Source organism: Alkalitalea saponilacus, assembly GCF_900168165.1.
Taxonomy (GTDB): domain Bacteria; phylum Bacteroidota; class Bacteroidia; order Bacteroidales; family Marinilabiliaceae; genus Natronoflexus; species Natronoflexus saponilacus.
Genome location: NZ_FUYV01000012.1, coordinates 15,381 through 38,448, shown reverse-complemented (window position 1 = coordinate 38,448; position 23,068 = coordinate 15,381). Strand labels below are relative to the sequence as shown.

Below are 23,068 nucleotides of genomic sequence, written 5' to 3'. Positions count from 1 at the left end.
CATCAATAGGAACAAACAGTTAGAGCATCATATATGGTTGCAGTTTTACGAATTTTATTTATATCATTCATCCTTTTTCAGTTTTCCAATAGTGAAATATATGGCAATGGCCATTTCAGCAAACAAGGAGAATCAGAATACATAAACCAGTTGAGTGAGATATTTAGTGTATCTGCCGACCGTAGAGCTGCACGTGCATTTGTGAGTGAGGTTGAGGAGTTTTGGGTGTCTCCTGAAACCCCTGACCATCTTAAAGAACTCATGATGCTGGTATCAGATAAAATTCATGAAAAGCGGGGTCGTCCCTACCCCGATTTTCATAGCTACCTGACCACAATCATGCTCTTTGTGGAATCACATCATCCCGAAAGGAGTTTCGAAACCTGGCACAAAGGTTTATTAGAGTTACTCCAAAACCCCAGATACCCACTTCGACATGCCATTCGATTATTTGACCACACCACCAACATGCTGAACAACCAAGTGGTTTTCTCAACTGCTGCATTGGATTGGAAAGCACACAACCCTACTTATCACTTTCATTTTTCCGATTCGATGTATATCGTCATAACAAGACCAACCACCATAGTTTGTCAGGCTCGTGAAGACAGCATTATGGTTTATAACACTACCGGTCGGGTAAACCTGATGAGTGGTATCTGGCAAGGAGAAAGCGGACGAATAACTTGGGAACAAAGTGGTTTCGCCAGCAACATGGTTTACGGTACTTTTGGAAATTACCAGATTGATATGTCTCGTAATCAATTTGAAGTAGAAGATGTTGAATTTTATAATCGTCATTACTTTAACCATTCTTTAAAAGGAAGGGTTCATCACCGTTTAATGAACATACGGAATCCTGAGAACACCACATTTCCTCGATTTGAATCATACGAACAGCGTTACCAGATAGATAACATTCATAATAATTTCAATTATGAAGGCGGCTTTTCTCAGCATGGTTCAAAATTTTTAGGTTCCGGAACGGCGCACAATCCGGCAATCATCACCATTTTCAGAAACGACAAGCCATTTATTGTTGCAAAATCGCGATACTTTGCGCTTCGTCAAGACCAAATAATAAGTAATACCACCGAAGTTACCATTCAGCTCGATACCGGCTACATATACCATCCCGGATTGCTGTTTAAATACATGGATCCTGTAAAAGAGATTCATTTAATCAGAGACGGCAATGGCATTTCCCGAAGTCCATTTTTCAATACATACCATAACATCAGTATGGATACTGAGTTGATTAAATGGCAAATGAACCGGGACTTTATGGAGTTGAGAATGGTTACCGGTGCAGCCGAGAACCATGCTTTTTTTGAGTCCATCAGCTACTTTCGAGAAGAATTCTTCCATCAACTTCAGGGGATGGATGCCATCCACCCCCTTCAGGGTTTACTTAATTGTTTCAGACATAACAAGGAGCAACCCTTTACTGCAGGAGATTACGCTCGCTTTATGCGAATACCTGAAAATCAGATCAGGCAACAAATCATCGGACTCTCTTTCCATGGTTTCATTGGATACAATGTGGATACAGATACCATCGAAATAAGAGACAGATTAAAAGATTACCTCCAATTTAGGGCAGGTTTTAAAGATTATGATGTCATCAGGTTTCGCTCTACCACACCCGGTTCAACACCAAATGCACGATTTGATTTATTGAACTATGATCTGGAAATGAATGGAGTCTCTGTGGTTACTATAAGCGATCGGCAGAATGTAGTATTCTTTCCGGAAAATGAAAGATTGGTAATGAAAAAGGATCGGAATTTTAGTTTTGATGGGTCCCTCACTGCGGGGATGATCGATCTTTTTGGAGATGGTTTTACCTTCAATTATCAAAATTTCAGAATAGACCTAAACACGATTGATTCAATGGCCATGCGAATAGAAACCGATGGGCAGGACTATATTGGCAGAAGAGCGCAAAGGAGAATCAACAGCACCATAGCACAATTGTCAGGGTTTTTAGAAATTGACAGGCCTGATAATAAATCAGGAAAAGAAATTTACCCCGAGTATCCCAGACTCACAAGTAATACAAACTCATTTGTATACTATGACAGACCTTTCATTCAGAACGGAGCATACGATAGAGAAAGATTTTATTTTGAATTGAATCCATTCGAAATATCCAGCATCAATCGATTAACTCGAAGAAATGTAGAGTTTACCGGCGTTTTTTCCAGCACTGTTTTTCCCGATATAGAGGAAAAACTGGTTGTTCGTCCCGATTACTCACTTGGTTTTCGAAGATCAACTCCGCAGGAGGGTTATCCCATATATGATAACCGGGCAAGCTATACCAATATCATCGATCTGAGCAACCAGGGACTTCTTGGAAATGGTACCGTAAGTTACATTACCACAACAGCATCTTCTGAACAATTTACATTTCTTCCGGAACAGACCCATGGTTTGGCACATCGCTTCAATATCGAACCAAGAGACAATGGCGTAGAGTTTCCTGATGTGCAGGCGCGTTTTGTTAACATTAACTATTTACCATTTGAGGAAAAAATGTTGGCTGAAATACAAGATGAGCCCTTTACTCTGTTCAGCCAGGAAACAAATCTGGAAGGAACATTGAACATAACACCCAATGGATTATCAGGTGACGGTATTCTGCACATGCCAAACGCCAATTTGGTTGCAAAGCATATGGATTTCACACATCATGTTGTTGTTGCTGACTCCTCAGACTTTAATCTGGTATCAGACGATGAGGAATTTGATGTAAGCTTTAAGACCAGTAACCTGCTTTCAACCATCAATTTTAAAGAACGTCAGGGAACTTTTAGTTCCCGTGATATTGGCAGTAAAGTTGAGTTTACCGAAAACCGTTTTATAGCATACATCAGTGAGTTTTCATGGGAAATTGATCGCAACGAAATTCTACTGGGAGCCAGAGGTTCAGCTGGAAACAGGTTTGTTTCAACACACCGCCGACAGGATTCTCTTGATTTAATTGTACCAATAGCCCAGTATGATATCCAAAGCAGAAGAATTTTTGCTCAGGAAGTGCGAAGTATTAACGTTGCGGATACTGAAATGATTCTTCACGATGGAAATGTGACCATAAACAGAAATGCTGTCATTGATCCGCTTGAATCGGTTAATATTGTCCTCAACGACTCTATCCATCGGTTTTATGATGCGACTGTTACTGTTGAGGGGAAATATAGCTATAACGCTGCCGGAAAATATGATTTTATAAATGGTAATAAGGAGACTAAAACTATTAATTTTAGTCAGATAGGTGTGAACCGCAACAGAACAACTACAGCAGAAGCTGAAATCCAGGAAAGGGAGTTGTTTACCTTTAATCGTCATTTTGCCTTTAAAGGCAAAACGACTTTGACAGCAGGAAATCCACTTTTACGATTTGATGGTGGAGCTCAAATGTTACATGATTGTTCAACTCAGGGCCCTCAGAATTATGTAAGATTTGATTCAACAATAAATCCCGATAGTGTTTACATCCCAATACCGGAAAGTGTCAGAAACTATGAGTTTGAGAATATTTATAACAACTTTTTCCTGAACAGGGACTCAAATATAGTTTATGCAGCATTTCTTGAGGAGCGAAAATTTCACAGTGATGCACCCATTCTTTCGGCCAACGGATATCTCTATTTTGACCCGGCATACAATAGCTTCAGTATTGCACAGAGCCAATTAATACAAAACCCCGACACAACAGGCAACATCATGAGGTTTCATAACGATGGCTGCTTGGTTACAGGACGAGGAAACATCAATATGGGACTTGATTTAGGCAGAGTAAGAACCTTTGCCTCGGGAGATATTTCTCACACCCGAAGTGATAGTCTCGCCACACTGAACACCTTGTTTGGCCTTGACTTTATGCTGGACAAAGAGTCCATTGAACTGATGGCTTCAGAGTTTAACAATACGACAGGTAACGATGCAAATCCTTCAAGTTCAATTTCTGTAAATCGACTTGCAGAGTGGATGGGAGCTGAAACAGCCGTAAAAGTGGGTGAAGAAATATCCAAAAAAGAGGAACTGGAATCTTTACCCGAAGAACATCAACACCTGTTGGTTATGGATAGCCTCCAATGGAGATGGGATCCTCCTTCAAGAAGCTACATTGCCGATTCTGAGGTTTTACTGAAGTACATCAAAAATCAACCGGTTAATAAAAAGGTTCACGTAAAAGCTGTGATTGCATTCAGTCGCGGAGGAAACTCTCTCGATATGCATATCCAGGCCTGTGATACCACCTATTTCTTCTTCAGCTACAGGAATAATCAAATGCAGACCCGGTCATCCATGGCGGCATACAACACCAATGTCCAAACACTTGATGCAGACGAAAGAAGAATCCGCGGACGACTTGGTGATGCGGGATATTCTTTCATTCTTGCTCCGGAAAGCAGGATGCGTAGGCATTTGAGATTGTTTGAAGAAGAAGAAACAGATGAACTAATTTATGATGATTCAGATGAATTGATAGATGAAGATTCAGAGTACGATGCTCCTGATGAATGAAATTAAAGACAAAAACGGATGACTGTAAAACTGTCAACCGTTTTTGTTTTATGGAAAGAGATTTCTCACACTTTAGTTACAAAATCCTTTAACTCTTTCCTTACTTTTGGCCTTTTGCTATAAACATCCTCATCGGAACGGAAACCTACGGTCGCCATTACCACGGCATTCAGTCCTTTCTCTTTCAGTCCTAAAATCTCATCAAAACCATTATTATCAAAACCTTCCATTGGACAGGCATCAATAGCTCCCATGGCAGCTGTGGTCAGCAGAAAACCCAAAGTAATATAAACTTGACGTGCAGCCCAGTTAAAACGTTCTTCGGGGGACTTACCCTCCAGCGAGCCAACCATCATGTCACGAAATCCTTTTAAATCTTCCACGGTAACTCCCTGAACTGTCGCAGTGCGAGCCACATACTCCTCAATATCTGCAACGGTTACATCCTTCTTTGCTGCAAATACGAATACCTGAGATGCTTCTGTAACCTGAGGCTGGCCATATGCTGCTTCACTAAGTTTTTCACGAACAGCTGCATCTTCAATTACATAAAGTTCAAATGGCTGCACACCATAAGATGTAGGTGCCATGCGAACGGCGTCGATGAGTAAATCCAATTGCTCTTTGCTTAGTTTCTTACTTTTGTCAAATTTTTTGATGGCATAACGCCAATTAAGTTGTTTTAAAATATCCATGATTATTAGTTTTATAATTTTTGTTTAAGTTTCACTACTAAACTTATAAACAAACATAAGAATGTTTGGTTCAATATTTGTTTTGAATTCGAATTATAAGGTTGATACAAGTCAACTCTTATGCATTCTAAAACCTTTATAAACGGAGAAACCAATTATCAACTAATATGTCTTGCTATCCGATTAATTTCTCAAATGCTATAGCCCTTACAGGACAACTTTTGGTATAATCCATATTCATAGGGTGTTGCCCTATGTTACTGATTGCGCCCCGTTGGGGCTAAACGGAATTCCTTTTTTGGAAGTTGGATATTTTCAAAACAATCCTTAATAATATAGAATAGGATACCCAAATCTGCAAAATATTTATCTAATGTACTTTCAAACTGCCATATTATAAATCAATGAAAACACCATCATTTAGATTTTGAAACAAAAATATATTCCTATCTTTGCAGCAATAACGAGACAGTTCGAAACCATCCTGTCTATAAACAAAACTATGGGCCATGAATAAGATACATGCGCAAAAATGTGTTTTACGATGCACTACGTGCATTGTAAATTACTTTTCAATTTTGCAGGTGTTCCATATCATCACCGATGATTATCTTTCCGTCATCTCCCAACAGTTTTTCACTCACAGGATATTATCGAACAGGTTATTGATTTCTCGATGTTTCTGAACATCGTTCAATAAAACTGTAAAATTGAGATAATGAAGAGAGCAGTAATTCTTTTATCCGGGGGACTTGATTCAGCAGTAACTCTTTGGTTGGCCAAAAGCGAGGGGTACGAATTGTTCACCTTAAGTTTTGATTACGGACAACGGCATAAAAAGGAATTGGAAGCAGCGGCCGAAATTACCAAAGTAGCCGGAGTTAAAGAACATCGACTGGTTACCATCAATATGGACCAATGGGGCGGCTCATCGCTTACCGATAAAAACATGGAAGTTGAAGATGGTGATGTAAACCGAACAGATATACCGGTGACCTACGTTCCTGCCAGAAATATGGTCTTTTTATCCATTGCAGCATCTTACGCAGAAGCCATTGATGCACAAAACATTTTTATTGGCGTGAGTCAGGTGGACTACTCGGGATATGTTGATTGTCGCGAATCGTTTATTAAAGCCATGGAAAATGCCATTAACCAGGGAACTGTTATGGCTGCAGAAAAAAATCGACCAATTACCATACATGCTCCGTTCATCTATAAAACCAAAACCGAAGAGATTAAAACAGGAGCAAAACTTGGCGTTCCTTTCGGGCTAACCTGGAGTTGTTACCGTGGAGGAGAAAAACCATGTGGAACATGCGACAGTTGTCTTCTGCGGGCAAAAGCGTTTCAGGAAGCCGGGGTTGTGGACGAAGGGATAACGGAGACAGGAGAACGGAAATAGGAAAACGGAGACTGGAGACCGTGTGAGGAAAAGGAGAAGAGAGGAACAAATTATGGATATAAAACTGAAATTTTCTGTTTCGCTGCGCTTCATTTCCATCTTCTGATAAAAGAAAAGTAATGTCAACAAAAATAGTATTAGCCAACGAGGGGGTATTTCCCATCACGAGAGATGTTAACGGCGCTGCGCTATCGCAGCTGCCTGCTACCGCCATACCTGTTGCCGGAACCATTCAGGGTGAGGGCAAACTGGCGGGCGTACCCTCTCTGTTTATTAGATTTTCGTCGTGCAATTTGCGTTGCATCTGGCAACTGCCTGATGGCAGCTACAGTCGGTGCGATACACCCTACGCCTCGTTCGATACCCAACAGGTGCTTCAATTAACAGTGGCAGAGGTCATCAAATTGGTTAAAGAAAATCTGGGTTCGATTCGCCATGTGGTGATTACCGGCGGTGAACCTCTGATGCAAAAAGATGCTTTAGCAGAACTTGCCTATGAATTAAAAAATGAACTATACGTTCATTTAACCATAGAAACCAATGGCAGCATGTTCAACATTCAAGCAGCTGAAAACATCGATTTGTTCAGCATTTCGCCTAAACTGGCAAATTCAGAACCCAATCCTGAAAAACTAAAAGCATTGGGGTTACAACCATCGGGACCTCTCTCCTATCATACACAGCGCAGGTATAACATAAAAGCTTTGCAGTCGTATATTGATATTTGCAACGAGAGCAACAAAGAGATGCAACTGAAATTTGTGATTGGAAAGCCGGAAGATGAACAGGAAATCATCAATGATTTTCTGAACCAACTTACCGGCTGGCAACCTTCGGACATTATGCTGATGCCTTTGGGTGCCAACGAAGCTGAGCTGAGACAAACCACCCCACTTACTTTAGAGATGGCCATTCGAAACGGATGGCGTTTCACGCCTCGTGTTCATATTGACATATTTGGAAGCAAACCAGGTGTTTAACTTTAGGTAATTTATGAATTCCATGCAACCAATCGAAGCCAAAATTCTGGGTCAACAGATAGCCTATCCTCAGAAATATTCACCGGAGATTCTTGTGGCTGTGCCCCGTTCACTCAATCGGGAAATATACAAAATCGACGACAACGACCTCCCGTTTAAAGGTTTTGACATATGGCATGCATATGAATTAAGCTTTCTCACAACGAAAGGTCTGCCGGTGACAGGAGTACTAAAACTTAAATATCCATCCAACAGCACATTCCTTGTCGAAAGTAAATCGCTGAAGCTTTACCTGAATGGCTTCAATATGGAACGATTTGGTAACGACTCTGAAACAGGGGTGGAAGAGGTGGTGAAAATCATAAAAACAGACCTTTCTGGTTTATTAAAAACAGATGTTGAAACTGCATTTTTTAACGAATCGTTAGGTTTGACCAGCCATTTTGATTTTCACGACTTTAAGTTACTTGAAACATTGGATGAAATACAAAACATTGAATTTAATGCATTCAACGAGACTCCGGAACTCTTAAAACCTTCAGATAAACTGAGCGGTAAGATTAAGGTGGCCACCCATTTGTTACGCAGTAACTGTAAAATCACCAATCAGCCCGACTGGGGTTCAGCATTCATTTTAATGAAAGCGGAGCAATTGCCTGAACTGACAGGATTGCTTCAATATCTGGTTTCAATTCGCAACGAAAATCATTTTCATGAAGAGATATGCGAAATGATTTACAACCGTTTATGGGATAAATTCTCGCCCGAAGAGTTAATGGTAGCATGTATTTACACCCGCCGTGGTGGAATTGATATTTGCCCCGTTAGGGCAAATAATGAAGAGTTGTTTCCAAAATTCCTTTGCAACGCAAAGGAGTTATCTGCAAAAATGCTTAGACAGTAAATATTAATCCTTTCTGGGAATAAAGTTGTTTTCCTGAGTTACACCACCATCCACAGGAATAATGGCACCGGAAATCCATGATGATTCATCCGACATCAAAAAACGAATAATGGAAGCGATGTCATCTGTCCGGCCAATACGCCTCAGTGGATGCCTCAATCTGGCTTTTTCCACCATCTCTTCGTATTGCTCTTTTGTTTGAACAATGTTGTTATCAAAATGAATGTTGGTTCTGACCAGCCCCGGGTTCACGGAATTAACTCTGATGTTATAAGGGCCCAAATCTCCGGCTAAAAATCTCGTAAGCATATCCAAACCGGCCTTCGAAACCGAATAGGCAATGCTGGTTCCGGGTCTTAATCCTGCAATGGATGATATGTTTACTATAGAAGCTCCATTTGCCTTTCGTAACAGGGGAAGCATGGTTTTCACAAGCATAAACGGGCCGGTAAGATTTACATCCATCATTTGTTGCCAATCCTCAATACCGACAGTTTCCAGCGAGCCAACTGCAATTACACCGGCACTGTTGACAATGCCATAAAGTACACCAAATTTCTCATCAATGTAACGATGCACTTTTTCAATATCCTCCCTTTTAGAAACATCAGCCGTAATAAAATCAAGTTTACCATTTAACTCTGGTTGCTCCTTTATGGCACGTTCAACTTTTTCCATACTCCGACTCATGGAAATAACATGGTGGCCTTCATTGGCAAGCGCCTCTCCTGCCGCAAGTCCAATCCCTGAACTTCCTCCGGTAATTAAAAAAACTTTCTTTGACATGATAAGTTCTTTGGTTACTTTCCTAAATACTCTTTCAATACTACTCTTTTAATTATTTTAATATTTTTACCTTCTGCTTTAATGATTCCTTCATTATGCAGTTCACGTAATGCACGACTCAATGAAGGCCTTGCCACTCCAAACAACTCCGCCAACTCCTCCTGAGTTTTAGTCAGCGTAACAACGCCTTTTTCATGGCGGTCGAGTTCCAGCAAATAATGCGCTATTTTACCTCGTAAACTTTGGAAGGACAAGAACTTAAGCTTACCTGAAATAAACTGAGCCCTGTTTGAAACGGCATTCATAAAACTGGTAAGAAAACCTGCATTTTTTTGCATTAAATCAATCACCGACTGTTTTGGGAACAACAAAATAACAGTCGGCTCATTGGCCGTTACAGTGACCGGATAACGGTTGTTGTTGCCAAAAAGAAACGCAATAGCAAGCGGCCTTGGCGGTACAATATCCTCTATTTTAAGGACTTTTCCATTCAAATCCATCATTTCTCCGCGTACACTTCCTTCAATAACAATTTGAAGCGATTTGCATTCATCGCCGCTAAAGGCGATGACCTCTCCTTCGTCATATTTTTTCACCTGATAATGAACTGTACTCAACAAGGTCTTTAATTCCTCCTCGCTTGCGGTTCCCCAAAACAGGGGAGATTGCATTAATGCGGAAATATATATCATGTGCTTAAGTTCTATATGTCTATGTGGAAAATATGCATAAGCAAAGGTAACAACCTTTAACCTGACAGGCAAAAACCATAAAAGCTGATTTTTCAAAAAAAAACTCCTTTTGTAACATAGGTTACAAAAACCGGTATTGCATTACCCTATTTTTGTATTGTAACTTAAAGAATCCACAATAAAAAATATCATCATGCTGAGAGAAGTTGTAAATATAAATGAAGAGTTGTGCGACGGATGTGGCGATTGCGTTCCTGCCTGTCATGAAGGTGCTTTGCAAATCATTGACGGAAAAGCCCGCTTAATCAGCGACCTTTTATGCGATGGCCTTGGTGCTTGCCTTGGCCACTGTCCGCAGGGAGCCATCACCATTGAAGAGCGTGAAGCAGAGCCTTACGATGAAGTAAAAGTGATACAACTCATCATTCCAAAAGGGAAAAATACGGTACTCGCTCACCTCAAGCATTTAAGAGACCACAGAGAGTTCGATTTTATGAAACAAGCCATGCAATACATGCAGGCCAACCGCGACTCTTTGCCATTCAATCTCGATGAAATAGTTCGAGAAATGCACAAGCCTAAGATTGGCGTAATGCATGGACACCAGGGAGGAGGATGCCCCGGTTCTGCTGAGAGAGCCATACAAAAACCGGCGCCTGCAACTCCTGCAGCTGCCGTTTCAGGAGCTTCGGAACTACGTCAATGGCCGGTTCAGATGCATCTCATCAATCCGGCATCATCCATGTTTTCAGGAAGCGATATGGTTTTAGCTGCCGATTGCGCTGCTTTTGCCTTGGGAGATTTTCACAACAGGGTGTTGAAGGGTAAAACCGTAGGTATTGCGTGCCCAAAACTGGACCAGGGAACAGAATCCTATATGCAAAAGCTGATTCGCCTGATTGACGAAGCCAAAATAAACACCTTATCGGTGGTTATTATGGAAGTGCCATGTTGCTCGGGACTCCTGCAAATGGCCAAAATGGCTGTTTCGCAAGCTTCAAGAAAAATTCCCCTCAAAATGATGAAAATTTCCATTGCAGGGGAAGTATTAATGGAAGAATGGGTATAAATAGGAAATCGCAGACCGGAAACCGGAAAGCGGAATAGGGAGTGAATATAATTTTTTGAAATCATTTAAGGAAGTTTCAAAATAGAAAAAGCAATTAATTGAGATTCCAGTCTCCGGTCTCCGATTTCCGGTCTCCGATTTCCAATAATATTAACAATTTAAAAAATAGAAACCATGTCAATGTTTTGTTTTCAATGTCAGGAAGCCTCCAAAGGTGTTGGATGTGCCATTAAAGGTGTTTGTGGAAAATCACCTGAAGTATCGAACCTGCAGGATTTGTTGCTGTTTGTAACAAAAGGCGTTGCCTTTTGGAGTCATCAGGCCGATTTAAAAGGCATCAGTAATCCTGAAGCTGAAAAGTACATCATCGACTCCATGTTCATAACCATTACCAATGCGAACTTTGACGCAAACAAAATCACACAACAGATAGAAAAAGGATTTGATATACAGAACAATTTAAAAGCAAAAACCGGAACTCCTGAAGGAGAAGTGCCTGAATGTGCGGTATGGCAAACAAAAAGTCGTGATGAAATCAATGCAAAGAGTGAGACTGTCAGCATTCTCAACGAAACAAACGAAGATATCCGTTCATTAAAGGAGCTAATTATTTATGGATTAAAAGGAATGGCTGCTTATGCAGAACATGCAGCCAATCTTGGGTACAGCAACAATGAAGTAAACGTATTCATGAAAAAAGGTTTGCTGGCCACCATCAACAATACGCTTGGCGTTAACGAGCTTTTGCCCATTGTTTTGGAAACCGGTAAAAACGGAATTGATGTAATGGCTCTGCTGGATAAAGCCAATACCGAAAGCTACGGACACCCTGAGATTTCCACAGTAAATCTTGGTGTAGGCAAAAATCCTGGAATTTTGGTCAGTGGCCACGACCTGAAAGATTTTGAAGAGTTGCTTAAGCAAACAGAAGGAACAGGTGTGGATATTTACACCCACAGCGAAATGCTACCGGCTAATTATTATCCGGCATTCAAGAAATATAAGCACTTTGTAGGGAACTACGGAAATGCATGGTGGGAACAAACATCAGAATTTGAAAGTTTCAACGGGCCGGTGTTGTTAACCACCAACTGTCTTGTTCCACCTAAAGAAAGCTATAAAGACCGGGTATATACAACCGGAGCAGCCGGATTTGACGGTTGTCCGCATATTGCAGAACGTGAAAACGGCAAAACAAAAGATTTTTCGGCCATCATTGAACACGCGAAAAAATGCCCAGCTCCCACCGAAATTGAAACTGGAACGCTGACCGGAGGTTTTGCCCATAACCAGGTAGCTGCATTGGCCGACAAGGTGGTAGATGCAGTAAAATCAGGCGCCATTAAAAAGTTTGTGGTCATGGCCGGTTGCGATGGACGAATGAACTCCCGTAATTATTACGGCGATTTTGCAGAGGCTTTGCCAAAGGATTCGGTTATTCTGACAGCTGGATGTGCCAAATACCGTTACAATAAATTGCCTTTAGGCGATATTGGAGGAATTCCACGGGTATTGGATGCCGGACAGTGTAACGATTCGTACTCACTGGCTGTAACTGCGTTAAAATTAAAAGAAGCTTTCGGACTGGACGACATCAACGAGCTGCCAATTGTTTACAACATTGCCTGGTATGAGCAAAAAGCGGTGATTGTTCTATTGGCTCTTCTGGCACTTGGAGTTAAAAATATCAACCTGGGTCCCACTCTACCTGCTTTCCTTTCGCCGAATGTAACCAATGTTTTGGTTGAGCAATTCGGAATTGGAGGAATTTCAACCGTAGAAGAAGACATTGAAAGAATGGTTTTGTCTTAAATACAGGTCAACCAGATTATACCAGAAAGAGCTGCCTATCCGGGCAGCTCTTTCTGGTATAAAAGCAAACTCAATCCTTCATCCGTTTTAAAAAAGCATCACTTTTTAAAGCTTCGGGATTTACAATTGGCAGGTCGTTTTCATGGCCATTGAAAAAATTAGAAATCACATCAGCTACAAACTGACTCATTTCAGCGCGAGCTTCATGGGTTCCGCTTCCAACATGTGGCGTAAGAACAACATAAGGCGAGTTTTTTAATTCATCGGGCACAATCGGTTCATTGCTAAACACATCCAAACCGGCTCCGGCAATTTCCCTGTTTTTCAACGCTTTAATCAACACTTTTTCATGAATCACCTTACCTCTTGAGGTATTGATGAGAAAAGCAGAATTTTTCATCAGTTTTAACTCTTCCTTTCCTATGAGATGATAAGTCTCTTGTGAAAAAGGAACATGGATGGAAACATAATCTGATTTCTGCAAGAGTTCTGTTTTTGATACATAGGTCGCCTCATATTTTTCTTCGATGGCAGAATCCAGACACGCTCGGTTATGATAAATAATTTTCATTCCGAAAGCTTTAGCTCTGCGTGCTAAAGCCTGGCCAATGGCACCCATCCCGATAATTCCCAGCGTTTTATTATATAAAGTGGTGCTCAAATTATTTCTGACATTCCATTCCGGTAAGGAATTCTCCAGGATTCCATTATGAAGTCCTATAATATTTCTTGCCAATGCAAGCATTAACAACATAGCCAGTTCAGCAGTTGGTTCAGTTACCGGACTGGGAGTGTTGGTAACAACAATGCCTTGAGATGTGGCGTAATCCACATCAACATTATCATAACCAACTCCATAATTGGCAATTAGTTTTAATTTAGGAGCTTTACTCATCATCTCCTCAGTGACTTTATTTCCAAAAACCGATACCAATGCGTCGGCTATAGGAAGATAATTGTCCAATTCTTCATTGAAAGAATTGGAGGAATCCGGTATAAGTAGTTCGAAATCAGAAGAAAGATCACGAAACCCGTTGAGGGGTAGCTTTATGGGCATCAAAACAATGTGCTTCATATCTTTAGGTTTGGATTTAACCGACAATCATCAAATATACAAATTTCCGCAAACAATCTTATGTCATGAATCAAATACCAAAAAACCACTTTTTTCGTTTAACTTTGTGGATAACATAAACGTTAATGCTAAGAATGAGACGCAAAGGATTCTGTCTGATTATATTCACAATTATCTTTATATTGATAACCCTGGCGAGCCCGATTACTGCACAAACGGTTTCACCTGTTGAATTATCCGGTCACGTAGCCGACCAAAATGAAGAACCAATAATCAATGCACACATACGCATTGTATCAACCAATGCCGGAGCTGTAACAGATGTTAACGGCCGATTTACCATCAGTACAACTCCTTCTTTCCCTCTTGAAATATCCATTTCTGCCATCGGTTTTCAAAGTAAAACCATCAATTTGGCGTCTCTCCCATCTGACCCAATCAGGATAACTCTTGAAGAAGACCGCCAAATGCTTCAACAGATTGAAGTGACTGCCAACAGACTCTCAGGCTATCACAGTCAACGCATCGAACCCATTCATGTGAGAATGCTGCCATCAGCTGCGGGTGCCTCAATCGAAGGTTTGGTTCGTTCTCAGATGGGTGTCGCCTCCAACAACGAATTGAGTAGTCAATATAGGGTTAGAGGTGGGAATTTTGATGAAAACCTTGTATATGTTAACGGGCAGGAGGTTCACCGTCCTTTTTTGATGCACAGCGGCCAGCAGGAAGGATTGAGTTTTGTGAACCCCGATCTGGTTGAGTCGGTGGAATTTTCAGCAGGAGGATTTAGCGCTTCTTATGGCGATAAAATGAGTTCCGTTCTCGACATCAGGTATAAACGACCAACGGAAACAGCAGGAAGTGTTTCAGCCGGAATGCTTGGAGCAAACGCGCACTTAGAGGGTGCCGCTTTTAATCAAAAAGTATCATGGATAACCGGTGTGAGATACAAAACCAACCGTTATCTGTTAGGCACATTGGATGAAAAAGGCGATTACAAACCCAACTTTACCGATGCTCAAGCCTTTCTAACCTATGAAGCAACCCCCAGGCTCTCTTTTGAAGTTTTGGGATACTATTCACTAAACACTTATGAGTTTATACCTCAAACCAGAGAAACCACATTTGGAACCATTTCTGATGTAAAACGCTTAAGAATTTACTTTGCTGGGAAAGAAGAAAACCGTTTTGAAACAGGATATGGTGCATTAAGCACCATATTTAATGTATCAGACAGACAGCAATACAAACTCACATTTACAGGTTTCAGAACCTTCGAAGAAGAAACTTACGACATTGCTGGAGCATATTGGCTTCAGGAAATTGATAATCCTTTTGACGCTGATGATGAAGGTACTCAAATTGGTGTTGGTGAATACCTGCAACATGCCCGAAACGATCTTTTTGCCAATGTTATATCAGCCAACCTTGAAGGAAATCATAGTTCCACGGGTAGCATCACAAGTTGGGGAATTCAGGTACGACAGGAATCTTTTCGCGACAGAGTAAACGAGTGGGAACTAATTGATTCTGCCGGGTATTCCATCCCTTATCGTGGAGATATTCTCGAACTGGCCTATACAAAAAATGCAAACCACGACATAGTGGCCAACAGGGTTTCCGGGTTCCTGAAAAATCAATCCTCATTGGCAATTGGCTCCGGTTTTCTTATGGTAGATGCCGGTATAAGAGCCAGCTATTACTCCTTTAACGATGAATATATCATAAGTCCCCGAGTTTTGCTTAATTTCCTACCAAGCCGAAACTCTAACCACAGATACCGTTTATCAGGCGGATTCTATTATCAACCGCCATTTTTTAAAGAGATGAGACGGCCTGACGGGACTCTCAATAAAGACATCAAAGCTCAAAAATCAATTCATGTCGTCTCCGGCTTTGATTACTATTTCCATAAAATGGAAAGACCATTTAAATTCACCACAGAACTATACTACAAACATATGAAAAACCTGATTCCATATCAGGTTGACAATGTAAGGATTATTTACAGTGGAGAAAATGAGGCCAAAGGGTATGCCGTTGGAATCGACTTCAAAATAAATGGTGAGTTGGTGCCGGGTGAAGAATCCTGGGCGACTCTTTCGCTCATGAAAACTGAAGAAGATTTACTTAACGACAGATGGATTAATCCTGCCACACCCGGTGAACCCGGTTATATTCCACGTCCGTCGGATCAGAGATTAAATTTTTCCATGTTTATCCAGGATCACTTGCCCAATAATCCGGATTTCAAGGCTCATCTCAGCTTTTTCTTCGGAACAGGTCTCCCATTTGGACCTCCTCGCTCACCAAGATATATGGCTGTTCACCGCCTTCCCTCCTACCGAAGACTGGACATAGGATTTTCGTATGATTTGCTCCAGTCAAGATTGATGCAAAACAATACACTTAATTTAAAAAACATGTGGCTGGGCATAGAAATATTTAATCTGCCAAATATTGATAATACAATTTCTCACTATTGGGTTACCGATATCAACAATCGCCAATATGCGGTTCCAAACTATCTAACATCAAGAAGAATAAATCTTAAACTGACAGCAACGTTTTAGCATCCCACCCCATCCATGACAAAACTCATACATAACATACTGGAATTTTATGGTTTTTGGTTGTAATTTATAGCTGTGTAACCACAAAACCTGCCAGTCATGTCAAAGGAACTCAACTCTCAATATTTTATTGATCTTGAGGATCAATATGGAGCTAAAAACTACCATCCACTGCCAGTTGTTCTGGAAAAGGGCGAGGGTGTTTTTGTATGGGATGTAGAAGGGAAACGATATTATGACTTTCTGGCTGCATACTCCGCAGTAAACCAGGGGCATTGTCATCCCAGATTGGTCAAAGTACTTAATGAACAATCTGCAAAATTGGCTCTTACCTCCCGGGCTTTTTACAATAATCAACTAGGGAAATGGTCAAAAATGATGACAGAAGTCTTTGGTTACGACCGCATGCTCCCGATGAACAGTGGCGCCGAAGCTGTTGAAACGGCTCTTAAACTGGCTAGAAAATGGGCATACAAAATCAAAGGAATTGCCCGGGAAGAGGCGAAAATTGTGGTTTGCAACGGGAACTTTCATGGCCGAACCATTTCCATCATATCCATGTCATCCGATCCGGATTCATATAACGACTATGGTCCTTTTACCCCCGGATTCATCAATATCCCATACGATGATGTTCCTGCTTTGGAACAGGCTTTAAGTCAGCCCAACGTTGCTGCATTTCTGACCGAGCCCATACAGGCAGAAGCAGGGGTGTTTGTTCCATCAGATGGATACTTAAAGGCAGCAAAGGAGCTTTGTGAACAATACAGCGTGTTGTTTATTGCCGATGAAATTCAGACCGGACTTGGTAGAACCGGCAAATGGCTGGCTGTGGATTATGAAGATGTAAAACCTGATATTTTGGTATTGGGAAAGGCTCTGTCCGGAGGTATGTATCCAGTATCTTGTGTTCTTGCCAATAATGAAATCATGCTGACCATAAAAGCAGGAGAACATGGTTCCACCTACGGTGGAAACCCATTGGCAGCTGTCATCTCAATGGAGGCTGTTAATATTCTGTTTGACGAACAACTGGCCGACAATGCGTTCCGAATGGGCAAACTGTTCCGTAAACGTATCAGAGCCATGAACTCCCCATTAATAAAAGAAGTCCGTGGAAAAGGTCTGCTCAATGCCGTCACAATTCACGCAGAAAGTTCAGCCGAGACTGCTTGGAATCTATGCATTTCAATGAAAAACCACGGAGTAATTGCCAAACCCACCCATGGAAACATCATCAGGTTTACACCACCCCTGATCATTAATGAAGTTCAATTGATTGATGCCATTGAAAGAATTGAAACAGCATTTAACGACATAAAATAAAGCACTTATAAATCGAACTAATTTCTGATTTTCAATTTTTAATCCGGAATAATTATTTCCATTTAATGGACGAAGACAAAGATATTTTCTATTTTTAGATAGAAAATAAAAAACATTTAATATGTCATCAGAAATTAATTCATCATATATACCAATGCTGGAAGACCGGCTGGAGAAATTATGGAATCGCTCATTTGACTGGGCAGCCTGGAAAAAGGGTACTCTGCTCGTTTTAAAGAATGCTTTTGGAGAAGAGAGCGCTTACTACAAACAACTGTTTAAAACCGATTACGAATACAGCAGCTGGTCGCTGCGCGACACAGCCGGAAGCGGAGATCCGGTAAAATCCTCCTGTGCAGAATTACTGGAGATATGTATCATGGATTTAAAACAAAAATCAACCAACCAAACGCTTCAAACAGGAGAAATTCTTAAAAAGTTCCTATCGTCAGAAACTCCAGATCAAATTGAAGCCATTATTAAGTCTGACGTTCCGCAGTTTGAGAAAGAAGAAAAAATAGAAGAAATTTTAGCCAAACAGAACAGCAAAGCAGTATTGAAAAGTTTCAGTTCATTGCTTGTTGCCTTGACCAACAAGCAATAAACTGAAAATTTTTTACATTCTGTCGGGAACTCCGGCTCCCAAAAGCCACATCCCTTTTTTAAGAACATCGGCCACAGTTTTACAGAGTGTTAGTCTCATTTCCCGAATGCTCTCGTCGGTTTCAAACAGAATTGGACTATCGTGGTAAAACTGGTTGAACTCTTTCGCCAAATCATATATGTAATTTGATATTAACGCCGGGCTGAATGCTTTTCCTGCCTCCATCACTACGTTTGGGAAATTAGCAACAGTGCGGACAAGATTGTTTTCTTTTTCGCTCAATTCAACATCAGCCGGAGCACTACCTTTCCATGTAATTCCCTTTTCCTCTGCTTTACGAAATATTGAGCGAATGCGGGCATGAGTGTACTGTATAAACGGACCGGTGTTGCCATTAAAGTCAATGGATTCCTTAGGATTAAAAGTCATGTTTTTACGTGGATCCACCTTGAGAATGAAGTATTTGAGTGCCCCCAAAGCAATCATTCGAATCACCTCTTCAGCAGCTTCATCACTATATCCGTCAAGTTTACCCAGTTCTCTGGACATTTCACGGCTGGTGTTGATCATCTCCTCCATCAAATCATCGGCATCAACCACGGTTCCTTCGCGCGATTTCATTTTACCTTCAGGCAGCTCCACCATTCCGTAACTGAAATGAACCAGATCTTTACCCCAATCAAAGCCCAGCTTATCTAAAACAATGGAGAGAACCTTGAAATGATAATCTTGCTCATTTCCCACAACATATACCATTTTATCAATGGTATAGTCATCAAAACGGAGCTTTGCCGTTCCAATGTCCTGCGTCATATAAACCGATGTACCGTCGCTCCTAAGTAATAGTTTCTGATCCAGACCCCGATCTTCCAAATCTACCCACACACTGTTGTCATCTTTTCTAAAGAAAACGCCATCCTTTAAGCCTTTTAACACCATGTCCCGCCCCACAGAATAGGTATCGCTTTCATAGTAGATTTTGTCAAAATCGACTCCAAGGTTTTTGTATGTTACATCAAATCCTTCATATACCCATTGATTCATTGTCTGCCAAAGCCCAACAACATCATCATCTCCCTTTTCCCATTTAAGAAGCATTTCCCGGGCTTCAGCCATCAGTTTTGATTGCTTCTCAGCTTCATCTTTACTCACACCGGCTTTTGTCAAGGCAGCTTGCTCTGCTTTGTATTCCTGATCAAATTTGACGTAATAATCTCCAACAAGATGATCCCCCTTTTTACCTGAAGATTCAGGTGTTTCTCCATTTCCCCACTTTTTCCAGGCCAACATCGATTTACAGATGTGAATCCCCCGGTCGTTTACAATGTTGGTTTTAACAACTCTGTGACCGTTAGCAGATGCAATCCGTGAAAGTGAATATCCCAAAAGATTATTACGGATGTGCCCAAGATGCAAAGGTTTATTGGTATTGGGTGATGAATACTCAATCATCATCAGCGGGGAGTCCTCCGCTATTGGAACAAATCCAAATTCTTCATTTTCTTTTATTCCGTTCAGAACATCAATCCAGTAGCCATGTGCCAAAACAATGTTCAAAAAGCCTTTAACAACGTTAAAGGCTGAAACTTCATTCATCTTTTCACACAAATAATTACCAAGGTCTTTCCCGGTCTCCTCGGGAGTTTTTTTTGAGTACCTCAACAAAGGAAAAACCACTATGGTAAAATCTCCATGCTGATCCTTCCGGGTTAGTTGCACCTGTATAGATTCTTCTGAAATTTCTGTATTATACAGCTCTTTAAACGCTTCTACAGCCAGTTGTTTAAGTCCGGATTCTATGTTCATTCGAAAAATATTTATTTATATTTTGGTTTACAATATATTTCAACCTTTATTGGAAATTTCAAATTCCGCTTTACGGAATTTAAAACATACTTCTACCCTTTTGTTTTACTCCCAATCAACGACCAATGATCATAAACAATCGGGTTTTCGTCAAAATTTTAATGCTGCAAAGATAAAAAATATACCGGTAAACATCTGAAAACTTTTACTTACGTAAAAAAAAGGACGCCAATTGTCAAAATAGCCTTTCGCAAACCCGAAAAATTATCTATTTTTAATATAAAGTAATGTTTATTAAAACATGATGCCGACCATGTTTATATAATATATCATTAAAAAAATAGATGGTGCTATTAAACCAAAAAGTTTTATTTTCAAACAAAGTAACAAATGCAGACCAATAAGGGTATAATGATTTAGGACTAATGGTTGTATTTGCTTCTTTGGGAGTTTCTATTTACGAATAATAAAATCAGGTCTTTATTCATTCATTGATTTATAACAGATTAGATACTTATACTTGCAAAATTGAAATATGGGAATATCAATACTTATATATGACAGCATGGTAAGCATTTTGAAATGCCCCCTTTTTAACTTTGAAATGCTATTGGGAGTTATGTTTCTGAATGACACCATGGCTGCCGAATCTTTAAACCAACTTAAACAATCAATAAGTATTGCGCTAATTGTGCTTGGAGTGGCAATGGCTGTTTTTCTGATCATCAATTTCAGAAACAACATGAAGCGAAGAAATACACCATCAGGTATTGTTTCTGCTCCACCTTTGGAGCCTTCAGGGCAATTTAATCAATTAAATTTTTCTATCCTTGACCATCATCCCACCCCTACTGCTATTTGCCGAAATGACGGAATTATTGAATATGTCAATCAAAATTTTTCCAAGGCATTTGGATCCACACCAACAAATATGATCAGGCTTTTACTGTTTAATATACTTCCGGGGCATATTTCAACTGCCTTATCTTACACACTTGAGGAAAACAAATCAATAAGCGGAGAAACAAGCAGTGGTTTTTTTAGTCCTAACACCAAAACAAGATATAAGGTACGTTGGCAAATATCTGATGCCAAAAAGAATGAAAACAACCGCCTGATTATAACCCTTGAAGCTGTTCCAAAGGTTGAGTTCATTGACCAGAAAGAAAACGAGGGAATAGGAATCATTAAAGAGATATTGGATAATGCACCTCAGGCCATTTTTATTGAGGATGAGAGCGGAGTAATTCTGGAGGTTAACGATGCTGCCTGTTCGCTACACGGACTATCTAGGGATGAGATGATTGGGCGGGTTATTACAGAGCTGTCGCCAGACGATTTTAGAAAAGAGATAACACAAAAACATCAGTTGTTATCTGAACACGATGGGGTAAAATTTAAAAGTGTGGCATATCCGGGACATGGTGTTCCAAAACCAATAGAGATTCATGTAAACAGAATTAATTATATGGGGAAAAAAGCTCTTCTGTTTATTATTACAGATTTGTCAGAACAAATTGAACGGAAAAAGGAGCTTGACGAGTATAAAATAAAAGCAGATGAGAGTGACCGGTTAAAATCATCATTCTTGTCAAATTTATCACACGAAGTGCGCACTCCCTTGAACTCAATAATGGGCTTCGCAGAACTGTTAGCGGAACCTGAAATCAATGAGAATGAACGTAAAGAGTTCATTCAACTGATCAGACAGAGTGGGAAAGAACTATTAAACCAAATCAATAGCATGATCGACTTCGCAAAAATTGAAGCCGGTCTGATACACCTTAAAACCGACATCTGCAATCTTGAAATTTTGTTTCACCATCTGCACGACTTTGCGCATGATATTCTTAAAAACAACGATAAGCTAAAGCTATTTTTTGATTTGCCCCGTGATCTGATAAAAAACAGCATAGCAAGCGATCGTCACCGATTAAAACAAATTCTGGAAATACTTATGTCAAATAGTCTCAAGTATACAGATGAAGGGGTAATTGAAGTTGGAGTAAAAATCAAAGCTCCCCAGTTGTATGAGTTTTATGTTCGCGATAGTGGACTTGGCATCCCAGAGGGCAAACACAGACAGATTTTTGAAAATTTTCGTCAGGGTAACGATGGGAACTCAAGAGAATATAGTGGTATGGGAATTGGTTTATCCATAGCTTCCAGGCTTATCCAATTCATGGGCGGTCATCAATGGGTAATTTCTGAACCAGGCAAAGGCTCCGAATTCAGATTTGTTATTCCCGATTTGCTTTATCCCCAGGGATCTCCATTTATGCAGGTTTCCTGCGGCCCAACAACCATGCTGAAAAAAGTGATGATAATTGCTCCAACCGAAGAGTTATTTCTGGATCTCTGTAATGACTCCAAACCATTTAACTATCAAATCCTTTGGGCACAAAATGCACTTGAGATAAAAGCTATGCTTTTATCGAACAACATCAGGTTTATTCTGATTGATCTGGATCATTTACCTTTTTGGCAAGAGTTGTTGCCAAGAATTAAATCCATTGAAAACAAAGTTCAGATGATTGCCATCACCGATCATTTGGATTACAAACGGCGCGAAAGACTCAAATCAATGGGATTTCATGATGCAGTAAAAACCCCGATAAACATCCCCATTTTACTAAATTTACTTGAAAAGAATGAGCTCTCGGCCATCTATTCATTAACATCATCCATTAATCAAAACTAGACAATTGATCTGGTTTATTTTAAAGTTTTGTACACTGATCTTAGTGATTATTGTGAGATAGATTAAAAAATAAATCATAATACAATTATCGATTAAAAACGGGGCAT

At 40.3% G+C, this 23,068-nt stretch carries 15 protein-coding genes; 10 read left to right on the top strand and 5 right to left on the bottom strand.

Features of this window, described 5'->3' with window-relative positions; genetic code table 11:
* The first annotated feature begins 33 nt into the window (after positions 1-33).
* Positions 34-4,533: a hypothetical protein gene (locus B5X70_RS10540; RefSeq protein ID WP_079557870.1), complete on the top strand. Its 4,500-nt coding sequence runs from the start codon at positions 34-36 to the stop codon at positions 4,531-4,533.
* Positions 4,534-4,598: 65 nt separating this feature from the next.
* Here the strand turns inward: B5X70_RS10540 and B5X70_RS10535 are convergent, their stop codons facing one another.
* On the bottom strand, positions 4,599-5,228 hold the full coding sequence (locus B5X70_RS10535) for an NAD(P)H-dependent oxidoreductase (RefSeq protein WP_079557869.1): 630 nt from the start codon (positions 5,226-5,228) through the stop codon (positions 4,599-4,601).
* A gap of 718 nt (positions 5,229-5,946) precedes the next feature.
* On the opposite strand from B5X70_RS10535, the gene queC reads away from it, so the two are divergent.
* The 3 genes from queC to B5X70_RS10520 all read left to right on the top strand — a co-directional run bounded on the left by queC (position 5,947) and on the right by B5X70_RS10520 (position 8,517).
* Positions 5,947-6,633, top strand: coding sequence for a 7-cyano-7-deazaguanine synthase QueC (queC, locus tag B5X70_RS10530; RefSeq protein WP_079557868.1), 687 nt, complete (start codon positions 5,947-5,949; stop codon positions 6,631-6,633).
* Between the two features lie 119 nt (positions 6,634-6,752).
* The gene (locus B5X70_RS10525; RefSeq protein WP_079557867.1) at positions 6,753-7,613 is read left to right on the top strand and encodes a 7-carboxy-7-deazaguanine synthase QueE; all 861 of its coding nucleotides are present in this window, start codon (positions 6,753-6,755) and stop codon (positions 7,611-7,613) included.
* Between the two features lie 22 nt (positions 7,614-7,635).
* A complete protein-coding gene (locus B5X70_RS10520; protein WP_232468344.1) occupies positions 7,636-8,517 on the top strand; it encodes an NADPH-dependent 7-cyano-7-deazaguanine reductase QueF in 882 nt (293 codons plus the stop codon).
* A 3-nt stretch (positions 8,518-8,520) separates the two neighbouring features.
* On the opposite strand, the gene B5X70_RS10515 is transcribed toward B5X70_RS10520, so the two are convergent.
* Together B5X70_RS10515 and B5X70_RS10510 are read right to left on the bottom strand one after the other, a co-directional pair.
* Entirely contained in the window at positions 8,521-9,303 is a 783-nt protein-coding gene (locus B5X70_RS10515) for an SDR family NAD(P)-dependent oxidoreductase (RefSeq protein ID WP_079557865.1), read from the bottom strand.
* Positions 9,304-9,317: 14 nt separating this feature from the next.
* Entirely contained in the window at positions 9,318-9,995 is a 678-nt protein-coding gene (locus B5X70_RS10510) for a Crp/Fnr family transcriptional regulator (protein WP_079557961.1), read from the bottom strand.
* A 193-nt stretch (positions 9,996-10,188) separates the two neighbouring features.
* On the opposite strand from B5X70_RS10510, the gene B5X70_RS10505 reads away from it, so the two are divergent.
* Together B5X70_RS10505 and hcp are read left to right on the top strand one after the other, a co-directional pair.
* Positions 10,189-11,064 (top strand): ATP-binding protein, encoded by an 876-nt coding sequence (locus tag B5X70_RS10505; RefSeq protein WP_079557864.1) that lies wholly within the window; start codon positions 10,189-10,191, stop codon positions 11,062-11,064.
* A 174-nt stretch (positions 11,065-11,238) separates the two neighbouring features.
* Positions 11,239-12,876, top strand: coding sequence for a hydroxylamine reductase (gene hcp, locus B5X70_RS10500; RefSeq protein ID WP_079557863.1), 1,638 nt, complete (start codon positions 11,239-11,241; stop codon positions 12,874-12,876).
* A 70-nt stretch (positions 12,877-12,946) separates the two neighbouring features.
* On the opposite strand, the gene B5X70_RS10495 is transcribed toward hcp, so the two are convergent.
* A complete protein-coding gene (locus tag B5X70_RS10495) occupies positions 12,947-13,951 on the bottom strand; it encodes an NAD(P)-dependent oxidoreductase (RefSeq protein WP_079557862.1) in 1,005 nt (334 codons plus the stop codon).
* Positions 13,952-14,085: 134 nt separating this feature from the next.
* Here B5X70_RS10495 and B5X70_RS10490 point away from each other — a divergent pair, with 134 nt between their 5' ends.
* The 3 genes from B5X70_RS10490 to B5X70_RS10480 all read left to right on the top strand — a co-directional run bounded on the left by B5X70_RS10490 (position 14,086) and on the right by B5X70_RS10480 (position 18,454).
* Complete coding sequence (locus B5X70_RS10490) at positions 14,086-16,524, top strand: TonB-dependent receptor (protein ID WP_079557861.1); 2,439 nt, start codon at positions 14,086-14,088, stop codon at positions 16,522-16,524.
* A 99-nt stretch (positions 16,525-16,623) separates the two neighbouring features.
* Positions 16,624-17,850: an ornithine--oxo-acid transaminase gene (gene rocD / locus B5X70_RS10485; protein WP_079557860.1), complete on the top strand. Its 1,227-nt coding sequence runs from the start codon at positions 16,624-16,626 to the stop codon at positions 17,848-17,850.
* A gap of 121 nt (positions 17,851-17,971) precedes the next feature.
* Positions 17,972-18,454, top strand: coding sequence for a hypothetical protein (locus B5X70_RS10480; protein WP_198314194.1), 483 nt, complete (start codon positions 17,972-17,974; stop codon positions 18,452-18,454).
* 12 nt (positions 18,455-18,466) lie between these two features.
* Here B5X70_RS10480 and argS read toward each other — a convergent pair whose 3' ends face one another.
* On the bottom strand, positions 18,467-20,260 hold the full coding sequence (gene argS / locus B5X70_RS10475; protein WP_079557859.1) for an arginine--tRNA ligase: 1,794 nt from the start codon (positions 20,258-20,260) through the stop codon (positions 18,467-18,469).
* A gap of 535 nt (positions 20,261-20,795) precedes the next feature.
* On the opposite strand from argS, the gene B5X70_RS10465 reads away from it, so the two are divergent.
* Positions 20,796-22,961 carry an ATP-binding protein gene (locus B5X70_RS10465; protein WP_079557857.1) on the top strand — a complete coding sequence of 722 codons (2,166 nt, stop codon included), beginning with the start codon at positions 20,796-20,798 and terminating at the stop codon, positions 22,959-22,961.
* Positions 22,962-23,068 lie beyond the last annotated feature (107 nt).